A 23,752-nucleotide genomic window follows, 5' to 3' on the forward strand; every position below is an offset into this window, starting at 1 on the left:
TTAGGTCTCCTTTTTATCAATCAAATTGATGAGTCGATTTCCAAACGGGATCATCTCCCATTCTTCGATCGTCAGCACCTGTTCCCTGACCGCTCGCCAGACGTACAAAGCGCCGCCGCACACCACCATCAAACCGAGCCAACCGAGTGCGTTGACGCGGTTATATAGTGACTCAGACGCTAACGCGTTCAAACCGAGCAAGACGATGCCCATGGGCAGGACGGTCTTTAAGAGCAGTCCGTAATGGTGCAACCGAAACGTACCGAGCGGGATGTTCTGGTCGAGCCGATTAAAATTAAAGGCCGCCATCGCTAAAAATGCGAGCGATGTACCGACTGCCGCCCCGTCAATCCCATAACGTGGAACGAGCAGCAAATTGATCGCAAACTTTACAATCATGGCAAACAGCATACCAAAGGCGGCCGTCCGCTCTTTGTCAATCGCTTGAAGGCACGTCATACTCGCGACCGCGAGCGAGGCCGCAAACGTACTCGTCGATAACAATACAAGCGCTCTTGTACCGTCAGCGTTTTCAAACAACGCGACGTTCAAAGGCCACATGACACCCATCAGCCCGATTGTTGCAGCCGCAGCGACCGTGGTCGTCACTCGAATCATCGAACTGAGGCCCGTTGCCGTCGCCGTGAGTCGCCCGGCCCGGTAATGGCGGACTAAGTTCGGCACGTTCGCCATCCCGAGTGCCGTCGTGAAGAGAATCGCAAACTGCACGAGCGGATAGCCACGGTCGAACACGCCTTTACTCACTTTGGCCGAATAATCGCCGCCCATCAAATTGACGATCGTGAATGAATCGACGAGTTGCATCCAAAGAATACCGAGCGACGCAAATCCGACCGCAAGCCCGCTCGTCAAGAGAACACGCAGTACGGCGCGCAGTGTTGTGCCACGGACCGCGACGATTCGGAACCCTTTCGCCCAAATCGACAAGACGACGACAGCAACACTCCCGCCGACTAACGTCGCCGCATAAGCATAGCGACTGAGTTCATATGCGTCACGTCCGAAGCGGACACCGACGAGCAGTGAGACGAGCAACACCGCGACCCGAATCAAGTTTTCAAGTACTTGCGACAGCGCGCTCGGTCGCAAGTCATCGATTGATTGAAATGACCCGCGCAGCACCGCAAGCGCAGGCATCAACAAGTAGCTGAGACTGATGACCCGGAGCGTCGTCGCCAGTTCGGGGTCACCGAGCAAGCGCGCGATGACAGGCGCAAGCGCGAACATCGCGACCACGAGGCCGACAGCGAGGCCGAGGAGCGCATAAAAACTGCCCCACAGGACTTCTAACTTCTGTCTTGGACCTTGTGCCCCGACCCCGATTTTGGCAATCACGACCGGCATCGCGTAAATCCCGAGCGAGGCGACGATCGCCGCAAACGGATATACCGTCTGGTAAGCGTATAACCCAAAATCACCGGCAATGTTCTGATACGGGACCCGATAGGCAAAACTAATAAATTTTGAAATGTATCCTGCGAGCGCAAATAAGACAACGCCTGTCGCGAACTTACTTGGCGTCCGCATGGACCACCAACCGCTTCACGAGTTCCTCAAGGACCGTGTCGGCATCATTCAACAGCTCGACAACTGGCATACGTCCGCTGAGTGACAGTTTGAGCGCCCCGTTGTCTTGCCCGACTCCGAGTTTTCGTCCGAGCGGCATCGTCCATTCCATGAACGACGGTACATCGAGTGCCGTCGTCGATTCCATCGATAGCACGATATCGATCCGCTCTGGTGACTGTTTGATCCGTGTCACTTTCGCCAGCTCCCCGTAAATGCGCAGACGCGTCAGTTGGATGAGCAACGCGACCGGTTCCGGGAATTCTCCGAACCGTTCGATCAGCTCGTCTTGAAGCGCGAACAGTGCTTCTGGTGTATCGACATATTTGAACCGCTTATACATCTCGATCTTCAGTTCACTGTCCGACAAGTAATCGTCCGGAATGTAGGCATCCGCTTGGAACGTGACTTCCGGTTTGAAGACGACTTGTTTCGCTTGACCGCGCATGCGGTCTTTCCGCTCTTCGATCGCTTCTGACAGCATCTGTGAATACAGATCGAACCCGACCGAGTCGATGAATCCGGATTGTTGGGCACCGAGCAGGTTGCCGGCCCCGCGAATCGATAAGTCACGCATCGCGATCTTAAACCCGCTGCCGAGCTCGGTGAACTCTTTGATTGCTTGGAGGCGGCTCTCCGCAACTTCGGTCAACCGCTTGTCTTTCCGATACGTGAAGTACGCATACGCGATCCGGTTCGATCGGCCGACACGTCCTCGAAGCTGATACAGCTGTGACAGCCCCATCTTATCAGCGTCGTGCACGATGAGCGTGTTCACGTTCGGGATGTCGATGCCGGTCTCAATAATCGTCGTCGAGACGAGGACGTCGGCTTCTCCTTCAAGAAAACTGATGAGCTGACTTTCAAGCTCGGTCTCGGTCATCCGGCCGTGCGCCGTCGCGATACGAGCATCCGGCAACAGCGCCCGAATCTCTTCGGCTTTCCGCTCGATCCCTTCGACTCGGTTATATAAGAAGAACGCTTGGCCGCCACGGGCGAGCTCGCGCTCGAGCGCTTCTCGCAACACGATGCCGTCGTATTCCATGACGTACGTCTGAACCGGATAACGGTTCTCCGGCGGTGTCTCGAGGACAGATAAATCACGGATTCCAATCATCGACATATGAAGCGTCCGCGGAATCGGTGTCGCCGTAAGCGTCAAAACGTCGATGTTCGTCTTCAGCTGTTTCAGGCGCTCTTTATGCTTGACCCCGAACCGCTGTTCTTCATCGATGATGACGAGGCCGAGATCGGCGAACGTCACATCTTTCGACAGCACGCGGTGCGTCCCGACGACGACGTCGATCGTTCCCTCTTTCAGTCCTTTTTTCGTCGCCGCCAGCTCACTCTTCGAGCGGAAACGGCTCATGACCGAGACGTTGATCGGGAATTCACTGAACCGTTCGAGCATCGTCTCATAATGTTGCTGCGCGAGTACCGTTGTCGGCACGAGGAACGCGACTTGTTTGCCGGCGAGCACCGACTTGAACGCCGCCCGGATCGCGACTTCGGTCTTGCCATATCCGACGTCGCCGCAAAGCAGGCGATCCATCGGGCGTGACCGTTCCATATCCGCCTTGATCTCGGCAATCGATCGAACTTGGTCTTCCGTCTCGGCGTACGGGAAGGTCGATTCGAACTGGCTCATCTCGTCATCGTCCGCCGGGAAGGCGAAGCCGACCGATGCCTCTCGGGCCGCATAAAGTTTGATCAACTCGTCGGCAATGTCTTCGACCGACTTGGCGACTTTTGATTTGACCTTCTTCCATTCGGTTCCACCGAGTTTATAAATCTTCGGCTCTTTCCCTTCGGCCCCGACGTACTTTTGGACGAGGTCGATTTGATCGACCGGCACGTAAAGCGCGTCATCCCCGGCGTACACGAGATGGAGGTAGTCTTGATGGATCCCGCCGACTTCGATCGTTTTGATCCCTAAGTATTTCCCAATCCCGTGATGGATATGAACGACATGATCATTTGGCTTCAGCTCTTGATAACTCTTGATCCGTTCGGCGTTCGTCAAATTCTTCGTCTGCCGTTTCCGTTTCGTGACCCGCTTGAACAGTTCCGTTTCCGAGACGACGACGAGGCGGCTCGTCGATAACTCGAATCCGCCTTCGACCTGTCCGATCATGACGTGGACATGGCGTGGCAACAGCTCCCCGTCAACGTTCGTGAACATGGACGGGATCCCGTAGTCTTCAAGGAGCGCCACGACTTTGTCTGCCCGCATTTGATCCCCAGCGAGGAAAACGATTCGGTGATCACTTTGTTGCCACCGCTCGACCTCTTGCTTCAACAAGTGCATCTGTCCGTGGAAGGCAGGGAGCGGGCGGCAACTGAGATGGACCGTATTCGTCTCCGGGATCCCCGAACGCCGTGATGGTAGCAGCGAGAACGCGACTTGTTTCAAGTTTCGGAACACTTTGTGCATTGGCACGGCGAGGGTATAGTTGCTGACCGACTCCCCGCGTTCGATCAGTGACGAGAACCATTCGGCCTCTTCACGGTCTTGCACGTCCGCCGCGTCCTCGATACGGGCCACTTCGTCCAACATGAGGACCGAATCAGCACCCACATAGTCAAGTAGCGTCGACGTATAAAGTAGCGGCGTATACTTCCCGAGCTTCTCCGGTACATCACCGCGCCCGAACTGTTCGATGTCGCGGGCGATACCTGATTCAAGCGCTTGTCGAATCGTCTCGGTTTCAATCAGCTCGAGCGTCCGGTCGTATTGCCGTTCGAGCGCTTGTCCGGCTTTCTTCAACTGTTCGACCGATGCGACGAACTCGGTCGCCGGCGTGATGACCGCTTCCGAAACGACACCTAACGACCGTTGCGTCTCCGCATCGAACGTGAAGACGGAATCGACTTCCGTGTCGAACAAATCAATTCGATACGGTCTCGCTTCCGTGAGCGGATAGACGTCAAGAATGCTGCCGCGAACCGAAAACTCACCCGGTGCCGTCACCGTGGCAGTCCGCTCGTAACCAAGTTCAATCAGTGTTGAGGCAAACGGCTTTAAATCAAGCTCTTGCCCGGGTTTGATCGTCCGGTGACTCGCCAGCCAATCGGTCGGACTCGGCACGAAACGACGCAAGCCGCCGAGCGGTACGACAAGGACGCCTCCCTCTTCGGTCAGGAGACGTGTTCTGGCTTCGATTCGCGCGGCGAGGAGCTCGGGACTAGATGTGAGCGACAGTTCCCCGGCGAGCGTCTCGTCAATCGGATAGAGCAACGTCTTGCTCGGTCCGACAAGCGGCTCAAGCTGGTCGAACATCTTTTGGGCTTGGTACATGTTATGGGTGACGACAACGAGACGGCGTGTCGACTGTTTCGCCAATCCGGCCAAAACGAGCGCTTTGGCACTTGTCGTCAATCCCGTGACGAGTTGACGGTCGACTTTAGGCAACCGGTCTCGAATCACGTTCGTCTCCGGCAGTGTCACCATAAATCTCTCTAAAGCGTTCATTTGTTTTCCTCCACCTTATACGACAAAAAAGGGTGCTGTGACCCTTTAGTTATATCGATTCATGAGCGCGACCCAGTCCGTGTCCACAAAATCTGTTGCGGCGGCCACGGCTTGGTCGAGCGTATCGTTCAATTCGGACATATCTTCTTTTCGATAACTCATCAGTACCCAATCAACGACTTTGATCGGGTGCGGGGGACGTCCAACGCCAAGCTTAAGCCGCTTAAAATCCATCGTCCCTAGATGCTGAATCAATGACTTGATGCCATTATGTCCACCGGCACTCCCTTTCGGACGCAGGCGGAGTTTGCCTGGGACCATGTCTAAATCATCATAGATGACGAGTAAATCGTCGATATCGACTTTATAGTAATCGAGAATCGGACGGACCGCTTCACCTGATAGATTCATGTACGTGAGCGGCTTGACGAGAACGACCCGCTCTCCATTGATTCTTCCCGTTCCAATGACTGCTTTAAACTTGGCTTCGTCAAGCGTGATCCCGTGCTTGTCCGCTAACCGATCAATTGCTAAAAACCCGATATTATGACGGGTCATTCCATATTTCTTGCCCGGATTCCCGAGACCGACGATACATTTCATCATGTTCCTCCTGAACAAAAAAGCCCAAAGGCGAACGCCTTCGGGCCTCGTTTTTTTTAATCGAACAGCGTGCTCACCGATTTGTGCTCGTGGACACGCATGATCGCTTCCCCAAGCAAACGGGCAACCGACATCTGCTTGATTTTGCTCGAGTACTCGCGACCAGTCAAATCGATCGTGTTGAGGACGACGAGTTCTTTGATTGACGAGTTGTCGATTCGCTCCATTGCCGGGCCAGACAGAACCGGGTGAGTACATGAAGCGTATACTTCTTTTGCTCCCGCTTGGACGATTGCGTCTGCTGCGAGTGTGATCGTACCGGCCGTATCGATGATATCATCGATCAAGATGGCTGTTTTGCCTTCAACGCTGCCAACGATGTTCATGACTTCGGCCACGTTCGCTTCCGGGCGTCGTTTGTCGATGATGGCGATTGGTGCTTTCAAACGTTCTGCGAGCTTCCGCGCGCGCGTGACACCGCCGTGATCTGGTGAGACGACGACGATATCTTTTGCTTTGAACTCATCTGTCTCGAAATACGTCGAGATGAGCGGGACACCTAACAATTGGTCTACTGGAATATTGAAGAAACCTTGGATTTGAGCGGCGTGCAAGTCCATTGTGATGACGCGTGTCGCTCCGGCTACCGTAAGCAGATCGGCAACGAGTTTCGCTGTGATCGGCTCACGCGACCGTGCTTTACGGTCTTGGCGTGCGTAACCATAGTATGGGATGACGACGTTGATCGTGCGTACCGAGGCCCGTTTCAGCGCATCGATCATCACGAGCAATTCCATGAGCGTTTCATTCACTGGTGAGCTCGTCGATTGGATGATGTACACATCGTCGCCTCGGACGCTCTCCTCGATATTGATGTAAAGTTCTCCGTCGCTAAACCGCTTCACTTGGCAGTCGCTGAGTGGGACACCGATTTCTTTGGCAATTTCTTCAGCTAACGGGCGGTTCGAGTTTAAGCTAAATAGGCGAATTTCACGTTCATATACAGTAGACATGTTTAGGATTCTCCTCCATCGTTTTCCATAGTAATAGGCAGCAACTTAGCGTTTCGTGTAACCTTCTTTGTTCGTTTGACGCTCGCGCGCAATCGCGAGAGCTTCTTCAGGGACATCGTTTGTAATCGTTGAACCGGCAGCGACGATCGCACCTTTCCCGACTGTTACCGGGGCAATCAAGTTGACGTTACATCCGACAAACGCGTCTGCTTCAACGACCGTCTCAAACTTATTCTTACCATCATAGTTGACCGTGATCGATCCACATCCGAGATTGACACGTTCACCGATCGAGGCATCTCCGATATAGCTGAGATGCGATGCTTTCGCACCGTCCCCGAACGTTGATTTTTTGATTTCCACGAAATTGCCGACGCGCGTATTGGCGCCAAGGACTGCTTGTTGACGAAGGTGGGCGAACGGCCCAACTTGCGCATGATTTCCGACACGGCTATCACTGAGTACCGATTGACGAACGGTCGCACCGTCTTCAATCACACTGTTGCGGATGTCCGAGTTCGGTCCGATCACGCACTCTGAACCGATGACCGTCTTGCCAAGAATGACTGTCCCTGGGTAGATGATCGTATCTGATCCGATGACGGCGTCCGGCGAAATGTATGTCGAGGCCGGGTCCATGAAGGTCACACCTTCACGCATAAGGCGTTCATTCGTCCGTTTGCGCATGATCGTTTCAGCCTGCGCGAGAGCGACGCGATCATTGACACCGATCGTCTCACCGAACGTCGGCGCGGTATGGGCCGCGACAACTTCGCCTGCTTCTTTCGCAATCGCGATGACGTCTGGCAAGTAATACTCACCTTGGACGTTATCGTTACCGACTTGTTTGAGGGCATCAAACAATAATTCGTTGTCAAACACGTAAGTTCCCGTATTGATTTCAAGAATCGCTTGCTCTGCGGCAGAGGCGTCTTTATGTTCGACGACTTTCGTCACGTTACCGTCTTCTCCACGGATGACGCGACCATAACCGGTCGCATCGTCAGCGATCGCCGTCAGTACCGTTACTTTCGCTTGCTGCGCCTCATGATGGGCAAGGAGCGCCTCCAACGTTTCCGCTGTGAGAAGTGGTGTGTCACCACAGACGACAAGCGTCGCACCTGATTTACCAGCGAGCTCAGCTTCTGCCATTTGAACCGCATGGCCCGTTCCAAGTTGCTGTTCTTGGACCGCGTACTCGACGCGTGAGCCTAGCGTCTCTTGTACCGCTTCAGCCCCGTGACCGACGATGACGATTTGACGACTGACCCCGATTTTGTCGAGTTGGTCGACGACATGTTCGACCATCGGTTTTCCAAGGACCGGATGAAGCACTTTATAGAGCTTAGACTTCATACGCGTCCCTTTACCTGCTGCCAAAATGACTGCAAAACGATCCATTCTTGATTCGCCCCTATCTTAATCGACTGTTTTTATTCAAACGTTCGGTTTTTTCTATATTTAAATCCTGAATACACCGTTTCTACTATATCGAAACCGTGACGCGGTTTCAACCGTTGTAACCATTCGTAACTAATCAAACGCAAAAAGGCAGCGGAAGGGTCCCCATCCGCTGTCGAGTCATTATTCGTTTATACCGTTGTATGATTCCTGTGCTTCGTAAGTGGAAACATCGACCGTGCCGTAGGCTTCGAGCACAGCCGCCTCGACTTTTTGGCGCATATCTCCATTGATCGGGTGAGCGATGTCTCGGAAGATGCCTTCCGGCGTTCGTTTACTCGGCATCGCGACGAAGAGACCAGTGCTTCCTTCGATGATTCGAAGGTCATGCACGACAAACTCTTGGTCGAGCGTGATTGAAGCGAGTGCCTTCATCCTACCTTCCGTCGTCACTTTGCGAATTTTTACGTCTGTGATCTGCATGTTTCGCATCCCCTTTTCTTCGTTGTCTATCCCATGGTGTACCTTCACTAAAAGGTTGAGGTGATTCAAGCGAATCGTTTTTGACTTCTATGACTGATATACCCTCTCATCATAAAACGAAATCAAATTTTTGCCAATCACTTTAAGAACTGTTCGACGTTACCGCGTGAAATTGTGACGAGTCCTTCATCTGCATCAACGTTCGTCAACTTCATCAAGCTGACGTACTCACTCACCATTTTCTTCTCGGCACCTTCGGCCTCCATCAAGACACCGACACCCGCGAGGTTTGCCTCGAACTCATTCAACAGGCTCATCATCCCACGGATCGTCCCGCCTGCTTTCATAAAGTCATCGATGAGCAAGACGTTTGCGCCTCGTGGCAAGCTTCGACGGGCGAGCGCCATCGTACGGATTGCTTTTGACGAGCCGGACACGTAATTGATACTGACGGTCGACCCTTCCGTGACACGGCTGTCGGACCGGACGATGACGAACGGAACACCTAATTGCTCAGCGACCGCGTAGGCGAGCGGAATCCCTTTTGTCGCAATTGTCATGACGACGTCGACTTTACGGTCCGCAAACACCGAGGCGAAGATTTGTCCCATCGGTTTCACTTGACGCGGATTACCAAGCACGTCGGTTAAGTATAAATAGCCTCCCGGAAGCAGACGCTCCGGTTTCGACAGTTGATCGCACAAGCTATCGATCATCGATAGCGACTTGTCTTTGCTCCACCCTGGAATGAACATGACTCCCCCGGCCGCACCTGGGACGGTAATCAATTTCCCGGTACCGTCGTGGGCGAGCATTTCACTGACGATGACTAAATCTTCACTGATCGATGATTTAGCAGACTGATAGCGGCTCGAAAACATCGATAACGAGACGAGCTGATGTGGATGGTCAAGCATATAACGGGTCATATCGACGAGACGACCACTTCTACGAATTTTCATACGGATTCCCCTTCACTTTGTCAATAATAGACGAATGTTCTAAACAGAATATATCACTTTCATTCGTCTTTGTTCAATGTTTTTTGCCGAGAATCCGAACGACGAACACTTCCGGACAAAATCCTTTCAGTCCGTTATAGACGCGGTGCGCTTTTTGCTCGTGCTCGATGAGCGCGAATACGGTCGGGCCGCTACCGCTCATCAACACGCCATCAGCACCACAATGCAGCATCGTCTCTTTGATTTGACGGACTTCGGGATGCAGTTCAAGCGTGACACCTTCAAGCGCGTTACCGAGGTTCGCACAAATTCCGTCAAAGTCCCGTTCACGAATCGCTTTAACCATCGCCGCAGTATCTGGATGGACGATTTTCTCCATCTGAACGGCTCGATACACGTCAGCCGTCGATACACCGAGCTTCGGCTTCGCCAACACGACATAGCACGGCGGCGGTGACGGAATCGTCTCTAATATCTCACCGCGGCCCCGGGCGATCGCGGTTCCACCCATCACACAAAACGAGACGTCTGAACCGACCGCGGCTCCGAGCTCTGCTAACTCCTCGAGCGTCAAACCGAGCTCGAACAGTTCGTTCATTCCCCGAAGCGTCGCCGCCGCATCACTCGATCCTCCGGCGAGCCCTGCTGCGACCGGGATTTGTTTATCGAGGACGATTTCGACTCCTTCTGCGATGTCGAACCGCTTCCGCAACAAATCGGCCGCACGGTAAGCTAAGTTCCGATGATCGCTCGGGACATAGGCGTGCTCAGACTGGATTCGAATCTCATCCGTATCGAGTACGGTCAATTCGAGCCGGTCGGACAAGTCCACTGTCGTCATCACCATTTCTACTTCATGATAGCCGTCCGTCCGCTTCCCGAGGACGTCTAGTGTCAAATTGATTTTTGCCGGCGCTTTCACACTGATCGTACGCATATCGTTCACCCTTCCCAATGTATCTCCTGTTCGCCATTGTACCGTAAACGGACGCACAAAAAAAGAAGCAGCTGCCAATGCATCCGCCCCTCATTTATCGATCAATTACTGAATTCAATTTTAACTGTATCCGTTAGGACATCAGCGTAGCTATAAGAGACACGTTCCACGTTGTGATGCTCTTCATCCAACTTGACAACGAACACCGCGGGATACGTCTCAACGAGCGTTCCAAACCGAGTAACGACTTTCTTACGACCGCCGTTTGCTTTCAACGTCAATCGTTCTCCAACATGTGATTCGAGTTTTTGTCTGATTTCTTGCAACGTCTTTGGCATACGCTTCACCTCACTGTTACAAGTATAGCATATTCTAAAACAGAAATAAAGAATAAATATTATAGCGACTCGCTATCCAGTCGTCAACTATTTTTAAGTGGTAAAATTGTGTCTGCTAAGCGTGCAAACTCTTGAAGCGAAAGCGTTTCGCCTCGCCGTTTCGGGTCGATTCCCGCTTCATTCAAGAGACGTTCAAGGTCTACTTTTTTATCTTTGCCGAGATGATTCGTCAAGTTGTTCAAAATCGTTTTTCGACGTTGCGCGAAACTAGCGCGGGCGATTTCAAAGAAAAAGGCTTCGTCTTCGACATCGACAGCCGGGCGCGGACGCATCTTGAGCGTGATCACGGCCGAGTCGACGTTTGGAGCCGGCATGAACACGCTTTTCGGTACGATAAAGCTTACACTCGCTTCCGCATAATACTGGATCGCGATTGATAAAGAACCGTACGCTTTCGTGCCAGGTTTCGCCCCGATGCGCTCAGCCACTTCTTTTTGAATCATCATGACGAGCGAACGGAATTTGATCCGGCTCTCGAGCAAACGCATGATAATCGGCGTCGTCACATAATATGGCAAGTTGGCGACGACCGCGATATCGTCAATCCCCTCACTCAAGAACTCACGTTCCACGATGCTGCGAATGTCGAGCTCGAGCGCGTCCCCATGAATGACGTGAACGTTCGGGTAAGGCGCCATCGTGTCTTCAAGGATCGGTAGAAGGCGTTGATCGATTTCAAGCGCGACTACTTTTTGCGCCCGCTTGGCCGATTGTTCCGTCAACGAGCCGATTCCCGGACCGATTTCGAGCACACCGCTCGCTTCACCTAGTTCTGCGGCGTCGACGATTTTATTTAATATATTCAAGTCGATTAAAAAGTTTTGTCCGAGCGACTTTTTGAATGAGAAGCCGTGACGTTGTAAAATCGCTTTCGTGCGATGAATCGTTGCAATATCTTTCAATGATTTTCCTCCTCTAACTGAGCGAGCGCCCGCTCCCATTCCTCGATGGTCACGCGCAACGCTTCGACTCGTTTCACAAATTGTTTGGCGTTCGGTTCCCCGATGCGGAGCAAGACGCCAAGACGCTTGCGACGAGTTGCGGCATCCGCCCCACCGATCAAATCGGCCTCGAGCACCATTTGTCGCGTGACGAGCGGCTCGTCCGTCTCAACTCGCGTTTCATAAACCGCCTCGAGCACACGACGAATTGTCGCAGGTGTCGCGTGTTCGACGCCGATTTTCCCTCGTTTGTCTTTCGCCTCGGCCCGAGGGAGGTAGGCGTGTTTACAGCCCTTCACTTGCTCTTCGACGATGGCCCGGATCCGATCGCCAGGATAGTCCGGGTCGGTCAAGATGATGACACCACGAGTCTCCTGGGCACGTTTGATCCGTTCGATTGTCTGTTTTGACACGGCCGAACCGTTCGTCTCAATCGTGTCGACGTCGTACACTTCTTGAAGCCGGGTCGTATCATCGCGTCCTTCGACGACGATCACTTCTTGTATTTTCTCACGCATTGTCAGTTCCTTCTTTCTCTTCTTGCTTCGGGATCACCCAAATCGTCAGTGGCTTACGACCAAACGTGACCGCTTCCTCTTTCGTATCCATCATGATATCGATAATATTGCCTTTGATCGCGCTGCCTGTATCGAGAGCAATCGCCATGCCAAACCCTTCGATATAGACGCGGGTTCCGAGCGGGATGACGGCCGGGTCGACCGCAATGATTCGCATTCCTTCATACAGGATCGTATCCGTCACGTCATAGCCGCTGCGCGTCAGTACTCTGCCGTCATACGTCACGGTGTCTTCTGCATTGTTCGTATAGGCGGTGGCCTCGACGAGGAGTTGTTTGGCTGATGTGAAGTCAAGGACATCGTCGGCCCGAGGTGTTTCCTCGATTTTGATTTCCGCTTCCTCGCGGAATGGACTTGTCGAGTCAACGGTCTCAGTCGGCGCTTCGGCTGCTTCAAACTCGGCTTCGCGCTCGGTTGCGACTTTCGTACCGACCTTAATGATTTGCGGTCGCACTGTCTGCACCATTTCGACGTCTGTCTCGGTCCGATTTGTAATTGTACCATTTTCAACTGTCAGTGCATACCGCGTCCGCTCTAGACCAGGGACGCCGACTTGTGACACTTCGGTCGTTCCGGCTGCAAGTGTCGCATCCTCTTCTTCAATGATCTCGAACGGGATTAAGCGGTTCTCATATTGAACGACGTCTCGGCTCATGTTGACGGTGATCGTCATCCCATCACGCACTTCGGCCGTGAGCGCCGGAACGACCGTATCTTTATCTGAAATCTCAATTCGGGCTTCTCGTAACGCCTCTTCCACGGTCGATGCCATCGTATAAACTTTTGACGCATCATCGCCTATGATCAAATCAAGCGCCACGACCGGCTGATAGCGAATCGTCATGCCTGACGTGATCGGCGTTCTGACCGACGGATAGACATCATCACCTTCTCGCACGCTCACACCGTATCGGAGCAGGACATCACCAACGGTCCGCTCACGGGTATCAATCGTCTCCATTTGACCGTAACCGATCTGGAGCGACACCGTTTGGGCCCGTTCGATATGAATGACACGCTCCGGCGGGACGTCTGCACTGAGTGCCGGCGTCACATAGTCAGCCTCATCGATCGTGATCCCGGCCTCGGTGAGCACTTCGATGACCGAATCAGCCTGTGTATCGTGCTCAATCTTGACACCGTTATCGATAATCGTAATCTTCTCCGGCTGCATCATCATGTAGGCGAAGACGGCAACGACAATAACGCCTACACTTAACACGAAACGTCTAATCATCATGGAAGTCGGAACAGCCGTTTCGCATTGGCGGTCGTAGCCTCGGCGAGTGCTTCGTAAGGTATGCCGCGGAGCGCTGCAATCTCTTCAGCGACGTAAGTGACGTATGCCGGCTCATTTCGTTTACCGCGGAACGGTGTCGGCGTCAAATAGGGGCAATCCGTCTCGACAAGAAGACGGTCGAGCGGTACCTGCTGCGCCACTTGCTTTGGCACTTTGGCGTTTTTGAACGTCACCGGTCCGCCGAGCGAGATATAAAAATTCAACTTCAAACAGCGCTCGAGCAGTTCGACAGACATGCTGTAACTATGAAACACGCCGCCGACAACTTCCGCGTGCTCTTCTTCTAGCAGATCGAGCACGTCCGCCGTCGCTTCGCGGTTGTGGATGACGATCGGCATGTTCGTCCGCTTCGCGATCGCGATTTGCTGACGGAACACACGCTGCTGTACATCTTTCGGTGACTTGTCCCAATGGTAATCGAGACCGATTTCCCCGAGTGCCATCACTTTAGGATGTGCCATAAGCGCTTCAATTCGGGCGAGTTCAGCTTCGGTGCAGTCAATCGCGTCGACCGGATGCCAGCCAATGATGGCGTAGACGTCCTCATACGCCTCAGCCAACTCAATGGCACGGTCAATCGTAGGTGTATCGAATCCGACGACGAGCATCGGCGAGACGCCGGCAGTTCGAGCACGCTCGATTGTCGCCTCGACATCTTCATTGAACTGCTCAGCGTTAATATGGGTGTGCGTATCAATCAACATGATGCATCCTCCTTATTTAGACAAAGAGAGGGAGACCGAAGTCTCCCTCAAAATTATTTGACGATGGCCCCGTTCGGCATATTCTCTGAGACGGTGGCGAGTTCTAGCTTACCATCTTTATCGGCTGCTAAAATCATTCCTTGAGACAGTTCACCGCGGAGTTTGACCGGTTTCAAGTTGGCGACGACGATCACTTTTTTACCGACTAAGTCTTCCGGCGCATACCATTCGGCGATACCCGAGACGATTTGTCGCGTTTCGCCGCCAAGGTCGACTTGAAGCTTCAATAGTTTTTTCGCTTTCTTGATCTTATCTGCTTCGACGATTTGCCCGACCCGAAACTCAACTTGGTCGAACACATCGATCGTGATTTCTGGACGGACGTCCTCATCTTCAGTTTCAGCCGGCGTTGCTTCCGCTTCGATGCGCGCTTGCGAAGCTTGACGCATCATCTCTTGAATCGCATCGACTTCTTCTTTCACGTCTCGACGTGGGAAAATCGGCGTTCCGTCCGTCACGACCGCCCCATCAAAGGCAGCGAACGTATCGAGCGCTTCCCATGACATGTCTTCGTCAACGAGTCCGAGCTGACGGAACATTTCTTTCGGCGCCCGTGTCATGAACGGTTGAATCATGATCGCGACATGGCGGAGTACGCCGGCGAGGTGCGTCATCACAGACGCAAGCTCATCACGCTTCGACTCATCTTTTACGAGCACCCATGGTTGTGTCTCATCGATATATTTATTGGCTCGGCTGACGAGTTGCCAAATGCTTGCGAGGGCGACCGAGAATTCCATATGCTCCATCGCTTCTTCTGTCTTGTTCGTCGTTTCGTTTACCATACGGAGAAGTTCCGCATCGAACGCCGTCACATTCCCCGCATAAGCCGGTACGTTGCCATCGAAATACTTCTTGATCATGGCAACGGTCCGGTTGAGAAGATTCCCGAGGTCGTTCGCGAGATCAAAGTTCAAGCGATCGACGAACGCTTCCGGTGTGAACGTGCCGTCTGCACCGAATGGGACTTCACGGAGCAAGTAGTAGCGAAGCGAATCAAGACCGTAGCGGTCGATGAGTGGAATCGGATCGACGACGTTCCCTTTTGACTTCGACATCTTACCGTCTTTCATGAGCAACCAGCCGTGCGCGAACACTTGCTTCGGTAGCGGTAGGTCAAGCGCCATGAGCAGCGCCGGCCAAATGATAGTATGGAAACGAACGATTTCTTTCCCGACCAAGTGTACGTCTGCCGGCCAGTAACGATTGAACAATTCATCGTTATCTGTCCCGTAGCCGAGCGCGGAGATATAGTTCGTGAGCGCGTCGACCCAGACGTATACGACGTGTTTCGGATTCGACGGGACTTGTACACCCCAGTCGAACGTCGTCCGCGAGACTGCCAAATCCTGCAGTCCCGGTTTCAAGAAGTTGTTGATCATTTCAGTTTTACGCGATTCCGGTAAAATGAAATCCGGATGTGACTCGAAGTACTCGATCAACCGGTCCGCATACTTGCTGAGGCGGAAGAAATAGCACTCTTCGCGCACGAGTTCCACCGGATGGCCGCTGTCAGGACTTTTCCCATCAACGAGTTGTGATTCTGTATAGTACGTCTCGTCCGGGATTGAGTACCACCCTTCGTACTCACCGAGGTAAATATCATCATTTTTGAGCAGTGTCTCAAATACGTGCTCGACGACCGCTTTATGACGGGCGTCAGTTGTCCGGATGTAATCGTCATATGAGATCTCAAGCTTGTCCCAAAGCACACGGATGTCTTTGACGACTTCATCGACAAACGCTTGTGGCGTCACGCCAGCTTCTTGGGCCTTTTCTTGAATCTTCTGTCCATGCTCGTCGGTCCCAGTCAAGTAACGGACGTCAAATCCTTTCAAACGCTTATAGCGAGCAATCGCATCGCCGGCCACCGTCGTATAGGCATGACCAATGTGTAGTTTCGCACTCGGATAGTAAATCGGAGTCGTGATATAAAAAGTTGGCTTCGCCATAGTATGTTCTCCATCCTTTCGACATTTGCAATTTCCATTATACACGGTTCGACAAAAGAATTTCCAAACCAATTGTTTGGAATTAATTTGATACTAGTTCATAAAATATGTTCCAAAAAAAACCTTTCTTTGTTTCAGGTGTAAACTTTCGGGGAATTTTATGGATATATGATTCCCTTATCGTCATTTTTCGAAAAATACGCATTTCCAATAGTAAGCAGTTGACTGCAATTGGAAAGTTTAGTATGCTTTTTGCTGAAGCTACATTGTCGAATTTTGACGATTCATGTCACCATGAGATTTCGACATCATTGGAGGAGGAAACACAAAATGAAATCTACAGGTATCGTACGGAAAGTTGACGAGCTCGGCCGCGTCGTTATTCCAATTGAATTGCGCCGGACACTCGGTATCGCTGAAAAAGACGCACTCGAAATTTACGTCGACAACGAACAAATCATCTTAAAAAAATACAAACCAAACATGACATGCCAAGTGACAGGCGAAGTATCTGACGACAACTTCAAGTTGGCTGACGGAAAACTCATCCTTTCACCTGAAGGCGCACAGCGCGTTCTCGTCGAGTTGAAAAACATGCTCGAGAACTACTACAGCGAAGAGTAAGCAAGGATTCCCTTGCTTACTCTTTTTTGTCGACTTGATGATACGAATCGTAGACTTCGCTTCGTGCCAAGCCACGCTCTTTTGCGACTTGCTTGATGGCCGCGTTCGGTTTGAGTCCGTCTTCGATGTACCGGTCGACATGCTCTAAAGGCGACAGCGCTTCCCACCAGTCGCTCGTCGGTACCGACTCTGTAGAGCCGCTCACCATGACGACGAATTCGCCACGCACCTCGCCCTCGCACCATGCGAGCGCCTCTTCAACCGTGCCTCTTAAAAACTCTTCGAACGTTTTCGTCAACTCTCGACCGAGCACGATTTCGCGATTACCGAGTACGTCCTTCACCCCGGTCAACATCTCTTTCAACCGATGCGGCGCCTCATAAAAGATGAGTGTACCCGGTTCATATTGAAGGGAAGCCAACACTTCGGTCCGCTCTTTCTTTTTACGAGGTAAAAACCCGTAGTATAAGAACCGTTCTGTCGCGAGGCCAGATGCGACGAGTGCCGTGAGTGCCGCGTTCGCACCTGGCAAGACGACAACTGGCAGCTTCGCCTCGATCGCGAGTCGGACGAGGTCACTCCCAGGATCTGAAATACCAGGCATGCCCGCATCCGATACGACAGCGACAGACTTACCGTTTTGAATGTCTTCAATTAAACGGGGTCCGCTCACTTGCTTATTGTGCTCATGATAGCTGACCAATTTCGTCTCGATCTCGAAATGACGACATAGTTTCATCGTTTGCCGTGTGTCTTCGGCCGCAATCAAATCGACTTCACGCATGATGCGGACAGCCCGGTACGTCATGTCCTCTAAGTTGCCGATCGGTGTCGGTACGACATAAAGCGTCGGCCCCTCAGTTTGATAACTTTTCTGTGAATTCATTGGTCGTCCCCTCCATCAGCTGCTGTTTTTGAGCGCGGGTCAATTGTTTGATCGACCATTCATACCGCATCGCTTCCTGTTTCGTCTCGAACGACTTGACGTATCGAAGACTGACCGGGAGACGCGCCCTCGTATATTTCGCACCTTTACCGGCGTTGTGCACAGTGACCCGTTTTTTGATATCGGTCGTGTAACCGGTGTAGTAGGTTTGGTCACTGCATTCAAGAATATACGCATAATAGTTACGCATCGAGGATGTCTCGCATCGTTTTCGTATACGTATCATCTTCCTCATAAACGATAAACGGAGGTAAGATCGTGAGTCCTGGTTTTCCATCTTTAGACCCCTCTATAAGTAATGTGTTCGCATCTCGTCCTGCCTTCGGGTAGACGAGCTGCATCCGCTTCGGCTCAATGCGGTATGTCCGCATGAGCGTGACGATATCGAGCAGCCGTTCGGGCCGATGGACGAACGCGACTTTCCCGCCTGGCTTCACAAGCTGACTTGCCGAACGAATGCAATCTTCAAGCGTACAGAGTACTTCATGACGAGCAATCGTATGGTGCTCATTTTGATTGCGAAGCGACGTCTCATTGGCCAGGAAGTAAGGTGGGTTACACGTCACAACATCATAACGGGCATGGCCGAGACTGGAGGCGGCCGTTTTCACATCTCCTTCGATGATGTGAAGCCGCTCTTCGAGACCGTTCACCTCAATGCTGCGATTCGCCATGTCGACGAGCCGGGGCTGAATCTCGACGCCCGTCACCGTCCCTTTCGTCCGATAAGATAAAAAGAGTGGGATTGCGCCGGTGCCAGCGCATAAATCGACCAACTTTCCTTGTTGAATCGGTACCCAAACGAATTCGGCGAGTAGCACAGCATCCAATGAGAATGAAAAGACATCATCACTTTGGATGATTTTACCGGGGCGTCCAAGCAAATCGTCAAGGCGCTCCCCTTGTTTTACAGTCACGCTGTTTCCCTCCTATATAACAACAGAGGCGACGGACAGAGATTTCCTCCGTCTATCGCCCCAGATTAATGCTTATTTAACATCGACATACAGAAAAGGCAATCGCCATCTTTTCTGACTTGTCCGTAGTGCAAGTTGCAAATATGGAACCCTTCCTGATAGAGCGCCGCCAAGTTGTTCTGTCCTTTTCCGGACAAAGCGATTTGCGGATCGCCATCAGGGGTTTCGACTTCTGCAAGTTGCTCAACCTTTTCACGCAGGTGATGGTTCTCGAGATACATATGTTGGTTTTCTTCAAGCAAATAGGCGAGTTGTTCTTTGAGCACGCTTAAATGCTCCGTCAACACGTACATCTGTTGCTCGATGGCATCGACCCGCATCATAACTTCTTTTTTATCCATTCTCTCCACTGCTCAGCACCCCATCACTGTTTCAACGGTTTTCGTTTGACCGCACCGACTTCGACGAGTTCATCGATCGTATACGTCACAACACGAGTCCGGTCATTCAATTCGACTTGAATCAACTGATCCAAGATGTTGAGACCGACGACACGTCCGTCACCTTCTGGAATTTTGATTCGCTTCCCGACGTCTGGCAAGTCTCGTTTCAATTCTTCATACGTATCGTTCTCATATTTGAGACAACACATGAGACGACCGCATACACCGGAGATCTTGTTAGGGTTCAAAGAAAGGTTTTGATCCTTGGCCATCTTGATGGACACCGGTTCGAACTCGCCTAAGAACGAGGAACAACACAGCACTCGACCACAAGGACCGATTCCACTGAGTAGCTTCGCTTCATCCCGCACCCCGATTTGTCGGAGTTCGATCCGTGTCCGGAACACGCTCGCTAAGTCTTTAACAAGCTCGCGAAAATCAACGCGCCCCTCAGCCGTGAAATAAAAAATAACTTTATTACGATCAAATGTATACTCAACATCTACTAATTTCATCTCAAGTCGATGTTCGCGAATTTTTTCTTCACAGACGGCGTGAGCGTCAACAGCTGCCAATCGGTTGTCTTGAACGATTTCGGCATCTTTTTGATCGGCGACACGAAGGATCGTTTTCAACGGCAAGACGACTTCGTCTTCACCTAGTTGTTTACCAACTTGGACGATTTCACCGTATTCGATTCCTCGCACCGTCTCGACGATGACATGGTCTCCACGTTCAAGCGTTGCTTCGCCTGGTGAAAAGTAATAGATTTTTCCCGCTTCTTTAAAACGGACTCCAACTACTTCAAGCACGCTCTCCTATCCCTTCTGCAAATCGAACGTTAACCGTTCGAACGTTAATTGAGGATTGACGTTTGCCTCGAGCCGTCGAATCGCTTCATGAACGAATTCGATGGCATGGACGATTTTGTGTACCGGACGATCATTCACGAAAGCCGTATATAACGACTGCTCTTTCGTGAACAGTTCCGGGACATAATCGGTTCGAACTTTGAAGTGGAGAGCTTCCTCCAACCAACTTTCGAACAGTTCGAGGCCGACTCGGAGTTCATTGCGCCCTTTGAAGTGACCGAGCCACTTCTCTTGGGCGAACAAAAGCAACTCTTGCGGCCGTTTTGTCAATACTTCAACTAATTGTACCACTAGCCCGTACGCCTGTACAAACCAGTCGTTGTGAAGTGCCTCGCGCGCATCGTCCCATTTCGGATAAACGGTCAGGGCAAGACGTGCCAAATCGTTCGTGCATTGCATCTCTTCTGCCAGTTTTTCAGCAAGGCGGACCCGGTCAATGGGGCGAAATACTAAGTGTTGAGCCCGGGAACGAATCGTCGGGAGAAGCAGTTGAGGTTGTGTCGTCACCAAAATGGCGAGTTTGCCGACACCGGGTTCCTCAAAAAATTTTAATAAACTGTTCGCTGCTTGCGTCGTCATTTTATGCGCTTGGTGGATCACATAGACTTGACGATCGCCCTCGGCTCCCCGTAACGACAGGTCGCTCAATAGCTGCTGGATTTGTTCTTTTTTGATACTGGCCCCGTCCGGTTCAACTTCCATGTAGTCGACGATATTGCCAGAATCCATCCGTTTGCAGTTTCGGCAAACGCCACAAGGTTCAGCTCCACTCGGCATCTCACAAAAAAGTGCCTTGGCAAATAATTGGGCCGTTTCAATCAGATAAGGTTCATAGTCACCCGAAAAAATGTAGGCGTGCCCGATTTTTTGAGCGGCTATCGAATTTTCAATCACTTTTGCTACGACTTTCTGTGATTCAGTCAACTCTTGGAATCGCATATGTGTGACCATTCCCATTAAAACTGATGAAATCCTTCAATCGGCAAGACGAAAATAGTCGCTCCGCCAACTTGGACTTCAACAGGATACGGAATGTATGAATCGGCATGTCCACCCATAGGCGAGATTGGCGTAATCATTTGATCGCGGCTTGAGCAGTTCGATTTGATCAAACCTAGCAAATCGTCAAGGCGTTCTTTCGGTACACCAATCATGAACGTCGTATTACCTTCCTTCAAAAAGCCTCCGGTCGTAGCCAATTTCGTCGCTCGAAAATCCTCTTCAATTAAAGCGTCTGACAAACGCGCGCTGTCTTTATCGTGTACGATTGCGATTACCATTTTCATAATTCGTTCACTCCTCTTTCGTGTAGTCGTTCTATCGTGATATCGAACACTTCATCTTGGATGAGTTCAATCGTCTGGCTTGCGTCGATTCGGACCATTCGGCCAGGATTTTGTTGAAGTAACGTCAAGAAACCTTCATAGACGCGTTGGTGAAACGCCTCGTCCCGACTCTCGATTCGATCTAACTGCCCACGTTCTTTCATGCGATGACTCGACTGCTCTGGACTTAAGTCGAATAAGAAAGTCAAATCGGGTGTGACTCCAGCTGTCGCCCACTTATTGAGCGACACAACTTGCTCTAAGTCATACTGAAGACCATACCCTTGGTACGCGATGGATGCATCGACAAACCGGTCACAAACAACGATGGCACCCCGGTCGATGGCCGGACGAATCACCTGATCCACGTTTTGTGCACGAGACGCTGCATACAGCATCATTTCGGTGCGTGGTGTCATTTCGTCATGCTCTGGAGACAATAACACTTCCCGGATGCTATTCCCGACTTTCGTTCCTCCTGGCTCTCGTGTCATAACAACCTCATACCCTTTTTTAGTCAAGGCGTTAGCCAGCAATTGCAACTGCGTCGTCTTTCCAGACCCGTCTGGACCTTCGACAGTGATGAACATACCTTTCACGTTTAAAACTCCTCTACGATAACATCAATTTGTTTTATCATAACATGTCTGTTCGCCTGGAGGTTCCGTCCCAACGAAATCCACTCTTTTAACACACGAATTTTCTCATCCGTCACGGTCTCACCTTTCAAAATCCAAGGGATCCCTGGCGGATAAGGGATAATCGTCTCAGCTGCAATGCGTCCGATCGCTTCATCGAACGGAAGGCGCACGACCTGTGTATCTTCTTTTATAAGATGAAGGCGCGAAACAGGCTCTGTCATCGGAAACGGATAAATTGTTTCATCCTCGTCAATAAGCGGGACATGCTGAGAAGCATTTTTAATCAGCTTCACCCAATGATGGATCTCTTGCGTTTTTAATTCCCGGAACGGCAGACAGAATAACACATGGTCCTCGGCCGCAAGTTCAATATCAATTCCAATCGAAGATAGATGTCTACTAAAGATCAAACCGTTCTTCGGATAAGTCAGTACCGTCATTTTTGTGAAATCGTCGCCCACTTTTATCGTGAAACCGGCACGTCTCATTTCCATAATAAAAGCTAAATGACTCGTTTGAATCAGTGACCAATCTCGGTCACTCAAATTTTCGAGATAAGCTCGAGCGTGATCAAGCGACGCCATGATCAAGTAAGACGGGCTAGACGTCTGGAAGGAAGAAAGCGCATGAAATAGACGCGATTCATTAATATCTTCCTTATAATGAATCCATGCCCCCATCGTGAATGCCGGGAGTGTCTTATGGGCGGACTGGACGACAGCGCTCGCCCCTTCAAAAATTGCTGAGCGGTTTGGGAGATTCGGATGAATCAAGTGTGCCCCATGCGCCTCGTCTACGAGTAAGGGAATCGTTAACGTTTTCAGAAAACGACTGATTGCCCGTACATCTGCCATATCCCCATAGTAAGTCGGGGACGTAAGCAGTAACGCTTTTCCTCCGGGGTATTGCGTAACTGCCGCTTCGACGGTACGAAGGGACACGACCGTCGGCAGACCGCTGCCCCGTTCTAGTTCAGGAGTCAATAAAATCGGCTCTAGGCCCAACCATTCAATTGCGTTCCAAACTGATTTGTGTGAGTTTCGCTGGACGTATACCCGCTCACCTCGTTTGACTGTCGCAGCTAACATGCTCCAGTTGCCAACGGTCGATCCGTTGACTAACCATTTACTCTTACTTTGATACAGGGTCCCAAGAGCCTCTTCACCTTGCTGGATAATCCCTTCAGCGTGATGAAGGTCATCCAGATGTGCAAGTTCGGTTAAATCATACGGCATGATTTTATTAAATGCTGTCGGGAGGCTATCATCTGTCACGGTCCCGTTATGATGACCTGGCACATGAAACGACACACGTCCTTCCCGAACGTGCTGTTCAAGCATTTCCATAAACGTGAATGGATTATTTTTAGGCTTTCGAGTCATGTGGAAATCCTCCTTATCCGACACCGTACGCATAAATTATACAAAAAGAGACGACCAAGCATGTGCTTGGTCGTCCTTCATATGGCCTGGCAACGTCCTATCCTCACAGGGGGAGACCCCCAACTACTTTCGGCGCTGAAGCGCTTAACTTCCGTGTTCGGCATGGGAACGGGTGTGGCCGCTTCGCTATCGCCACCAGACAAGGGATTGT

Annotated in this window: 24 protein-coding genes and 1 rRNA gene; 1 reads left to right on the forward strand and 24 read right to left on the reverse strand. The window is 51.4% G+C overall.

Annotated features, from left to right (window positions below; all coding sequences use genetic code 11):
• From EVJ24_RS14340 to metG, 14 genes are all read right to left on the reverse strand, one after another.
• A complete protein-coding gene (locus EVJ24_RS14340) occupies positions 1-1,548 on the reverse strand; it encodes a polysaccharide biosynthesis protein (protein ID WP_131441714.1) in 1,548 nt (515 codons plus the stop codon).
• Positions 1,532-5,059 (reverse strand): transcription-repair coupling factor, encoded by a 3,528-nt coding sequence (gene mfd / locus EVJ24_RS14345; RefSeq protein WP_131441715.1) that lies wholly within the window; start codon positions 5,057-5,059, stop codon positions 1,532-1,534. The genes EVJ24_RS14340 and mfd overlap by 17 nt, the downstream gene beginning before the upstream one ends.
• A gap of 45 nt (positions 5,060-5,104) precedes the next feature.
• A complete protein-coding gene (gene pth / locus EVJ24_RS14350) occupies positions 5,105-5,662 on the reverse strand; it encodes an aminoacyl-tRNA hydrolase (protein WP_131441716.1) in 558 nt (185 codons plus the stop codon).
• Between the two features lie 56 nt (positions 5,663-5,718).
• Positions 5,719-6,675: a ribose-phosphate diphosphokinase gene (locus EVJ24_RS14355; RefSeq protein ID WP_016509622.1), complete on the reverse strand. Its 957-nt coding sequence runs from the start codon at positions 6,673-6,675 to the stop codon at positions 5,719-5,721.
• 45 nt (positions 6,676-6,720) lie between these two features.
• Positions 6,721-8,076 carry a bifunctional UDP-N-acetylglucosamine diphosphorylase/glucosamine-1-phosphate N-acetyltransferase GlmU gene (glmU, locus tag EVJ24_RS14360; protein WP_071398632.1) on the reverse strand — a complete coding sequence of 452 codons (1,356 nt, stop codon included), beginning with the start codon at positions 8,074-8,076 and terminating at the stop codon, positions 6,721-6,723.
• A gap of 183 nt (positions 8,077-8,259) precedes the next feature.
• On the reverse strand, positions 8,260-8,559 hold the full coding sequence (gene spoVG / locus EVJ24_RS14365; RefSeq protein WP_070329383.1) for a septation regulator SpoVG: 300 nt from the start codon (positions 8,557-8,559) through the stop codon (positions 8,260-8,262).
• 137 nt (positions 8,560-8,696) lie between these two features.
• Positions 8,697-9,521 carry a pur operon repressor gene (gene purR, locus EVJ24_RS14370; RefSeq protein ID WP_071398630.1) on the reverse strand — a complete coding sequence of 275 codons (825 nt, stop codon included), beginning with the start codon at positions 9,519-9,521 and terminating at the stop codon, positions 8,697-8,699.
• 73 nt (positions 9,522-9,594) lie between these two features.
• Entirely contained in the window at positions 9,595-10,458 is an 864-nt protein-coding gene (gene ispE / locus EVJ24_RS14375) for a 4-(cytidine 5'-diphospho)-2-C-methyl-D-erythritol kinase (protein WP_071398629.1), read from the reverse strand.
• Positions 10,459-10,559: 101 nt separating this feature from the next.
• On the reverse strand, positions 10,560-10,796 hold the full coding sequence (locus EVJ24_RS14380; RefSeq protein WP_070329386.1) for a Veg family protein: 237 nt from the start codon (positions 10,794-10,796) through the stop codon (positions 10,560-10,562).
• An 83-nt stretch (positions 10,797-10,879) separates the two neighbouring features.
• Entirely contained in the window at positions 10,880-11,758 is an 879-nt protein-coding gene (gene rsmA / locus EVJ24_RS14385) for a 16S rRNA (adenine(1518)-N(6)/adenine(1519)-N(6))-dimethyltransferase RsmA (protein WP_071398628.1), read from the reverse strand.
• Positions 11,755-12,315, reverse strand: coding sequence for a ribonuclease M5 (gene rnmV, locus EVJ24_RS14390; protein WP_016510695.1), 561 nt, complete (start codon positions 12,313-12,315; stop codon positions 11,755-11,757). The genes rsmA and rnmV overlap by 4 nt, the downstream gene beginning before the upstream one ends.
• Positions 12,308-13,615: a 3D domain-containing protein gene (locus EVJ24_RS14395; RefSeq protein ID WP_084813009.1), complete on the reverse strand. Its 1,308-nt coding sequence runs from the start codon at positions 13,613-13,615 to the stop codon at positions 12,308-12,310. The genes rnmV and EVJ24_RS14395 overlap by 8 nt, the downstream gene beginning before the upstream one ends.
• The gene (locus tag EVJ24_RS14400) at positions 13,612-14,379 is read right to left on the reverse strand and encodes a TatD family hydrolase (RefSeq protein ID WP_071398626.1); all 768 of its coding nucleotides are present in this window, start codon (positions 14,377-14,379) and stop codon (positions 13,612-13,614) included. Before EVJ24_RS14400 ends, EVJ24_RS14395 begins: the two co-directional genes overlap by 4 nt.
• A 53-nt stretch (positions 14,380-14,432) precedes the next feature.
• Positions 14,433-16,391, reverse strand: a complete 1,959-nt coding sequence (metG, locus tag EVJ24_RS14405) for a methionine--tRNA ligase (RefSeq protein WP_071398625.1) — start codon at positions 16,389-16,391, stop codon at positions 14,433-14,435.
• A gap of 330 nt (positions 16,392-16,721) precedes the next feature.
• Between metG and EVJ24_RS14410 the strand changes: the two genes are divergently transcribed.
• Entirely contained in the window at positions 16,722-17,015 is a 294-nt protein-coding gene (locus EVJ24_RS14410; protein ID WP_070329391.1) for an AbrB/MazE/SpoVT family DNA-binding domain-containing protein, read from the forward strand.
• Between the two features lie 16 nt (positions 17,016-17,031).
• Here the strand turns inward: EVJ24_RS14410 and rsmI are convergent, their stop codons facing one another.
• From rsmI to rrf, 10 genes are all read right to left on the reverse strand, one after another.
• On the reverse strand, positions 17,032-17,901 hold the full coding sequence (rsmI, locus tag EVJ24_RS14415) for a 16S rRNA (cytidine(1402)-2'-O)-methyltransferase (RefSeq protein WP_131441717.1): 870 nt from the start codon (positions 17,899-17,901) through the stop codon (positions 17,032-17,034).
• Positions 17,873-18,151 (reverse strand): GIY-YIG nuclease family protein, encoded by a 279-nt coding sequence (locus EVJ24_RS14420; protein WP_131441718.1) that lies wholly within the window; start codon positions 18,149-18,151, stop codon positions 17,873-17,875. The genes rsmI and EVJ24_RS14420 overlap by 29 nt, the downstream gene beginning before the upstream one ends.
• On the reverse strand, positions 18,144-18,878 hold the full coding sequence (locus EVJ24_RS14425; RefSeq protein WP_131441719.1) for a tRNA1(Val) (adenine(37)-N6)-methyltransferase: 735 nt from the start codon (positions 18,876-18,878) through the stop codon (positions 18,144-18,146). Before EVJ24_RS14425 ends, EVJ24_RS14420 begins: the two co-directional genes overlap by 8 nt.
• A 65-nt stretch (positions 18,879-18,943) precedes the next feature.
• Entirely contained in the window at positions 18,944-19,279 is a 336-nt protein-coding gene (gene yabA / locus EVJ24_RS14430) for a DNA replication initiation control protein YabA (protein ID WP_016510808.1), read from the reverse strand.
• 23 nt (positions 19,280-19,302) lie between these two features.
• Positions 19,303-20,133, reverse strand: a complete 831-nt coding sequence (locus EVJ24_RS14435; RefSeq protein WP_070329394.1) for a PSP1 domain-containing protein — start codon at positions 20,131-20,133, stop codon at positions 19,303-19,305.
• 6 nt (positions 20,134-20,139) lie between these two features.
• Positions 20,140-21,144: a DNA polymerase III subunit delta' gene (locus tag EVJ24_RS14440; protein ID WP_236637678.1), complete on the reverse strand. Its 1,005-nt coding sequence runs from the start codon at positions 21,142-21,144 to the stop codon at positions 20,140-20,142.
• A gap of 5 nt (positions 21,145-21,149) precedes the next feature.
• Positions 21,150-21,479, reverse strand: coding sequence for a cyclic-di-AMP receptor (locus tag EVJ24_RS14445; protein WP_070329395.1), 330 nt, complete (start codon positions 21,477-21,479; stop codon positions 21,150-21,152).
• The gene (gene tmk, locus EVJ24_RS14450) at positions 21,476-22,117 is read right to left on the reverse strand and encodes a dTMP kinase (RefSeq protein WP_071398623.1); all 642 of its coding nucleotides are present in this window, start codon (positions 22,115-22,117) and stop codon (positions 21,476-21,478) included. Before tmk ends, EVJ24_RS14445 begins: the two co-directional genes overlap by 4 nt.
• 2 nt (positions 22,118-22,119) lie before the next feature.
• On the reverse strand, positions 22,120-23,541 hold the full coding sequence (locus EVJ24_RS14455) for an aminotransferase class I/II-fold pyridoxal phosphate-dependent enzyme (RefSeq protein WP_236637680.1): 1,422 nt from the start codon (positions 23,539-23,541) through the stop codon (positions 22,120-22,122).
• A gap of 84 nt (positions 23,542-23,625) precedes the next feature.
• Positions 23,626-23,741, reverse strand: a 5S ribosomal RNA gene (gene rrf / locus EVJ24_RS14460).
• Positions 23,742-23,752 lie beyond the last annotated feature (11 nt).

It is taken from the genome of Exiguobacterium sp. SH1S21, from assembly GCF_004337175.1.
GTDB classification, from domain to species: Bacteria; Bacillota; Bacilli; order Exiguobacteriales; family Exiguobacteriaceae; genus Exiguobacterium; species Exiguobacterium aurantiacum_A.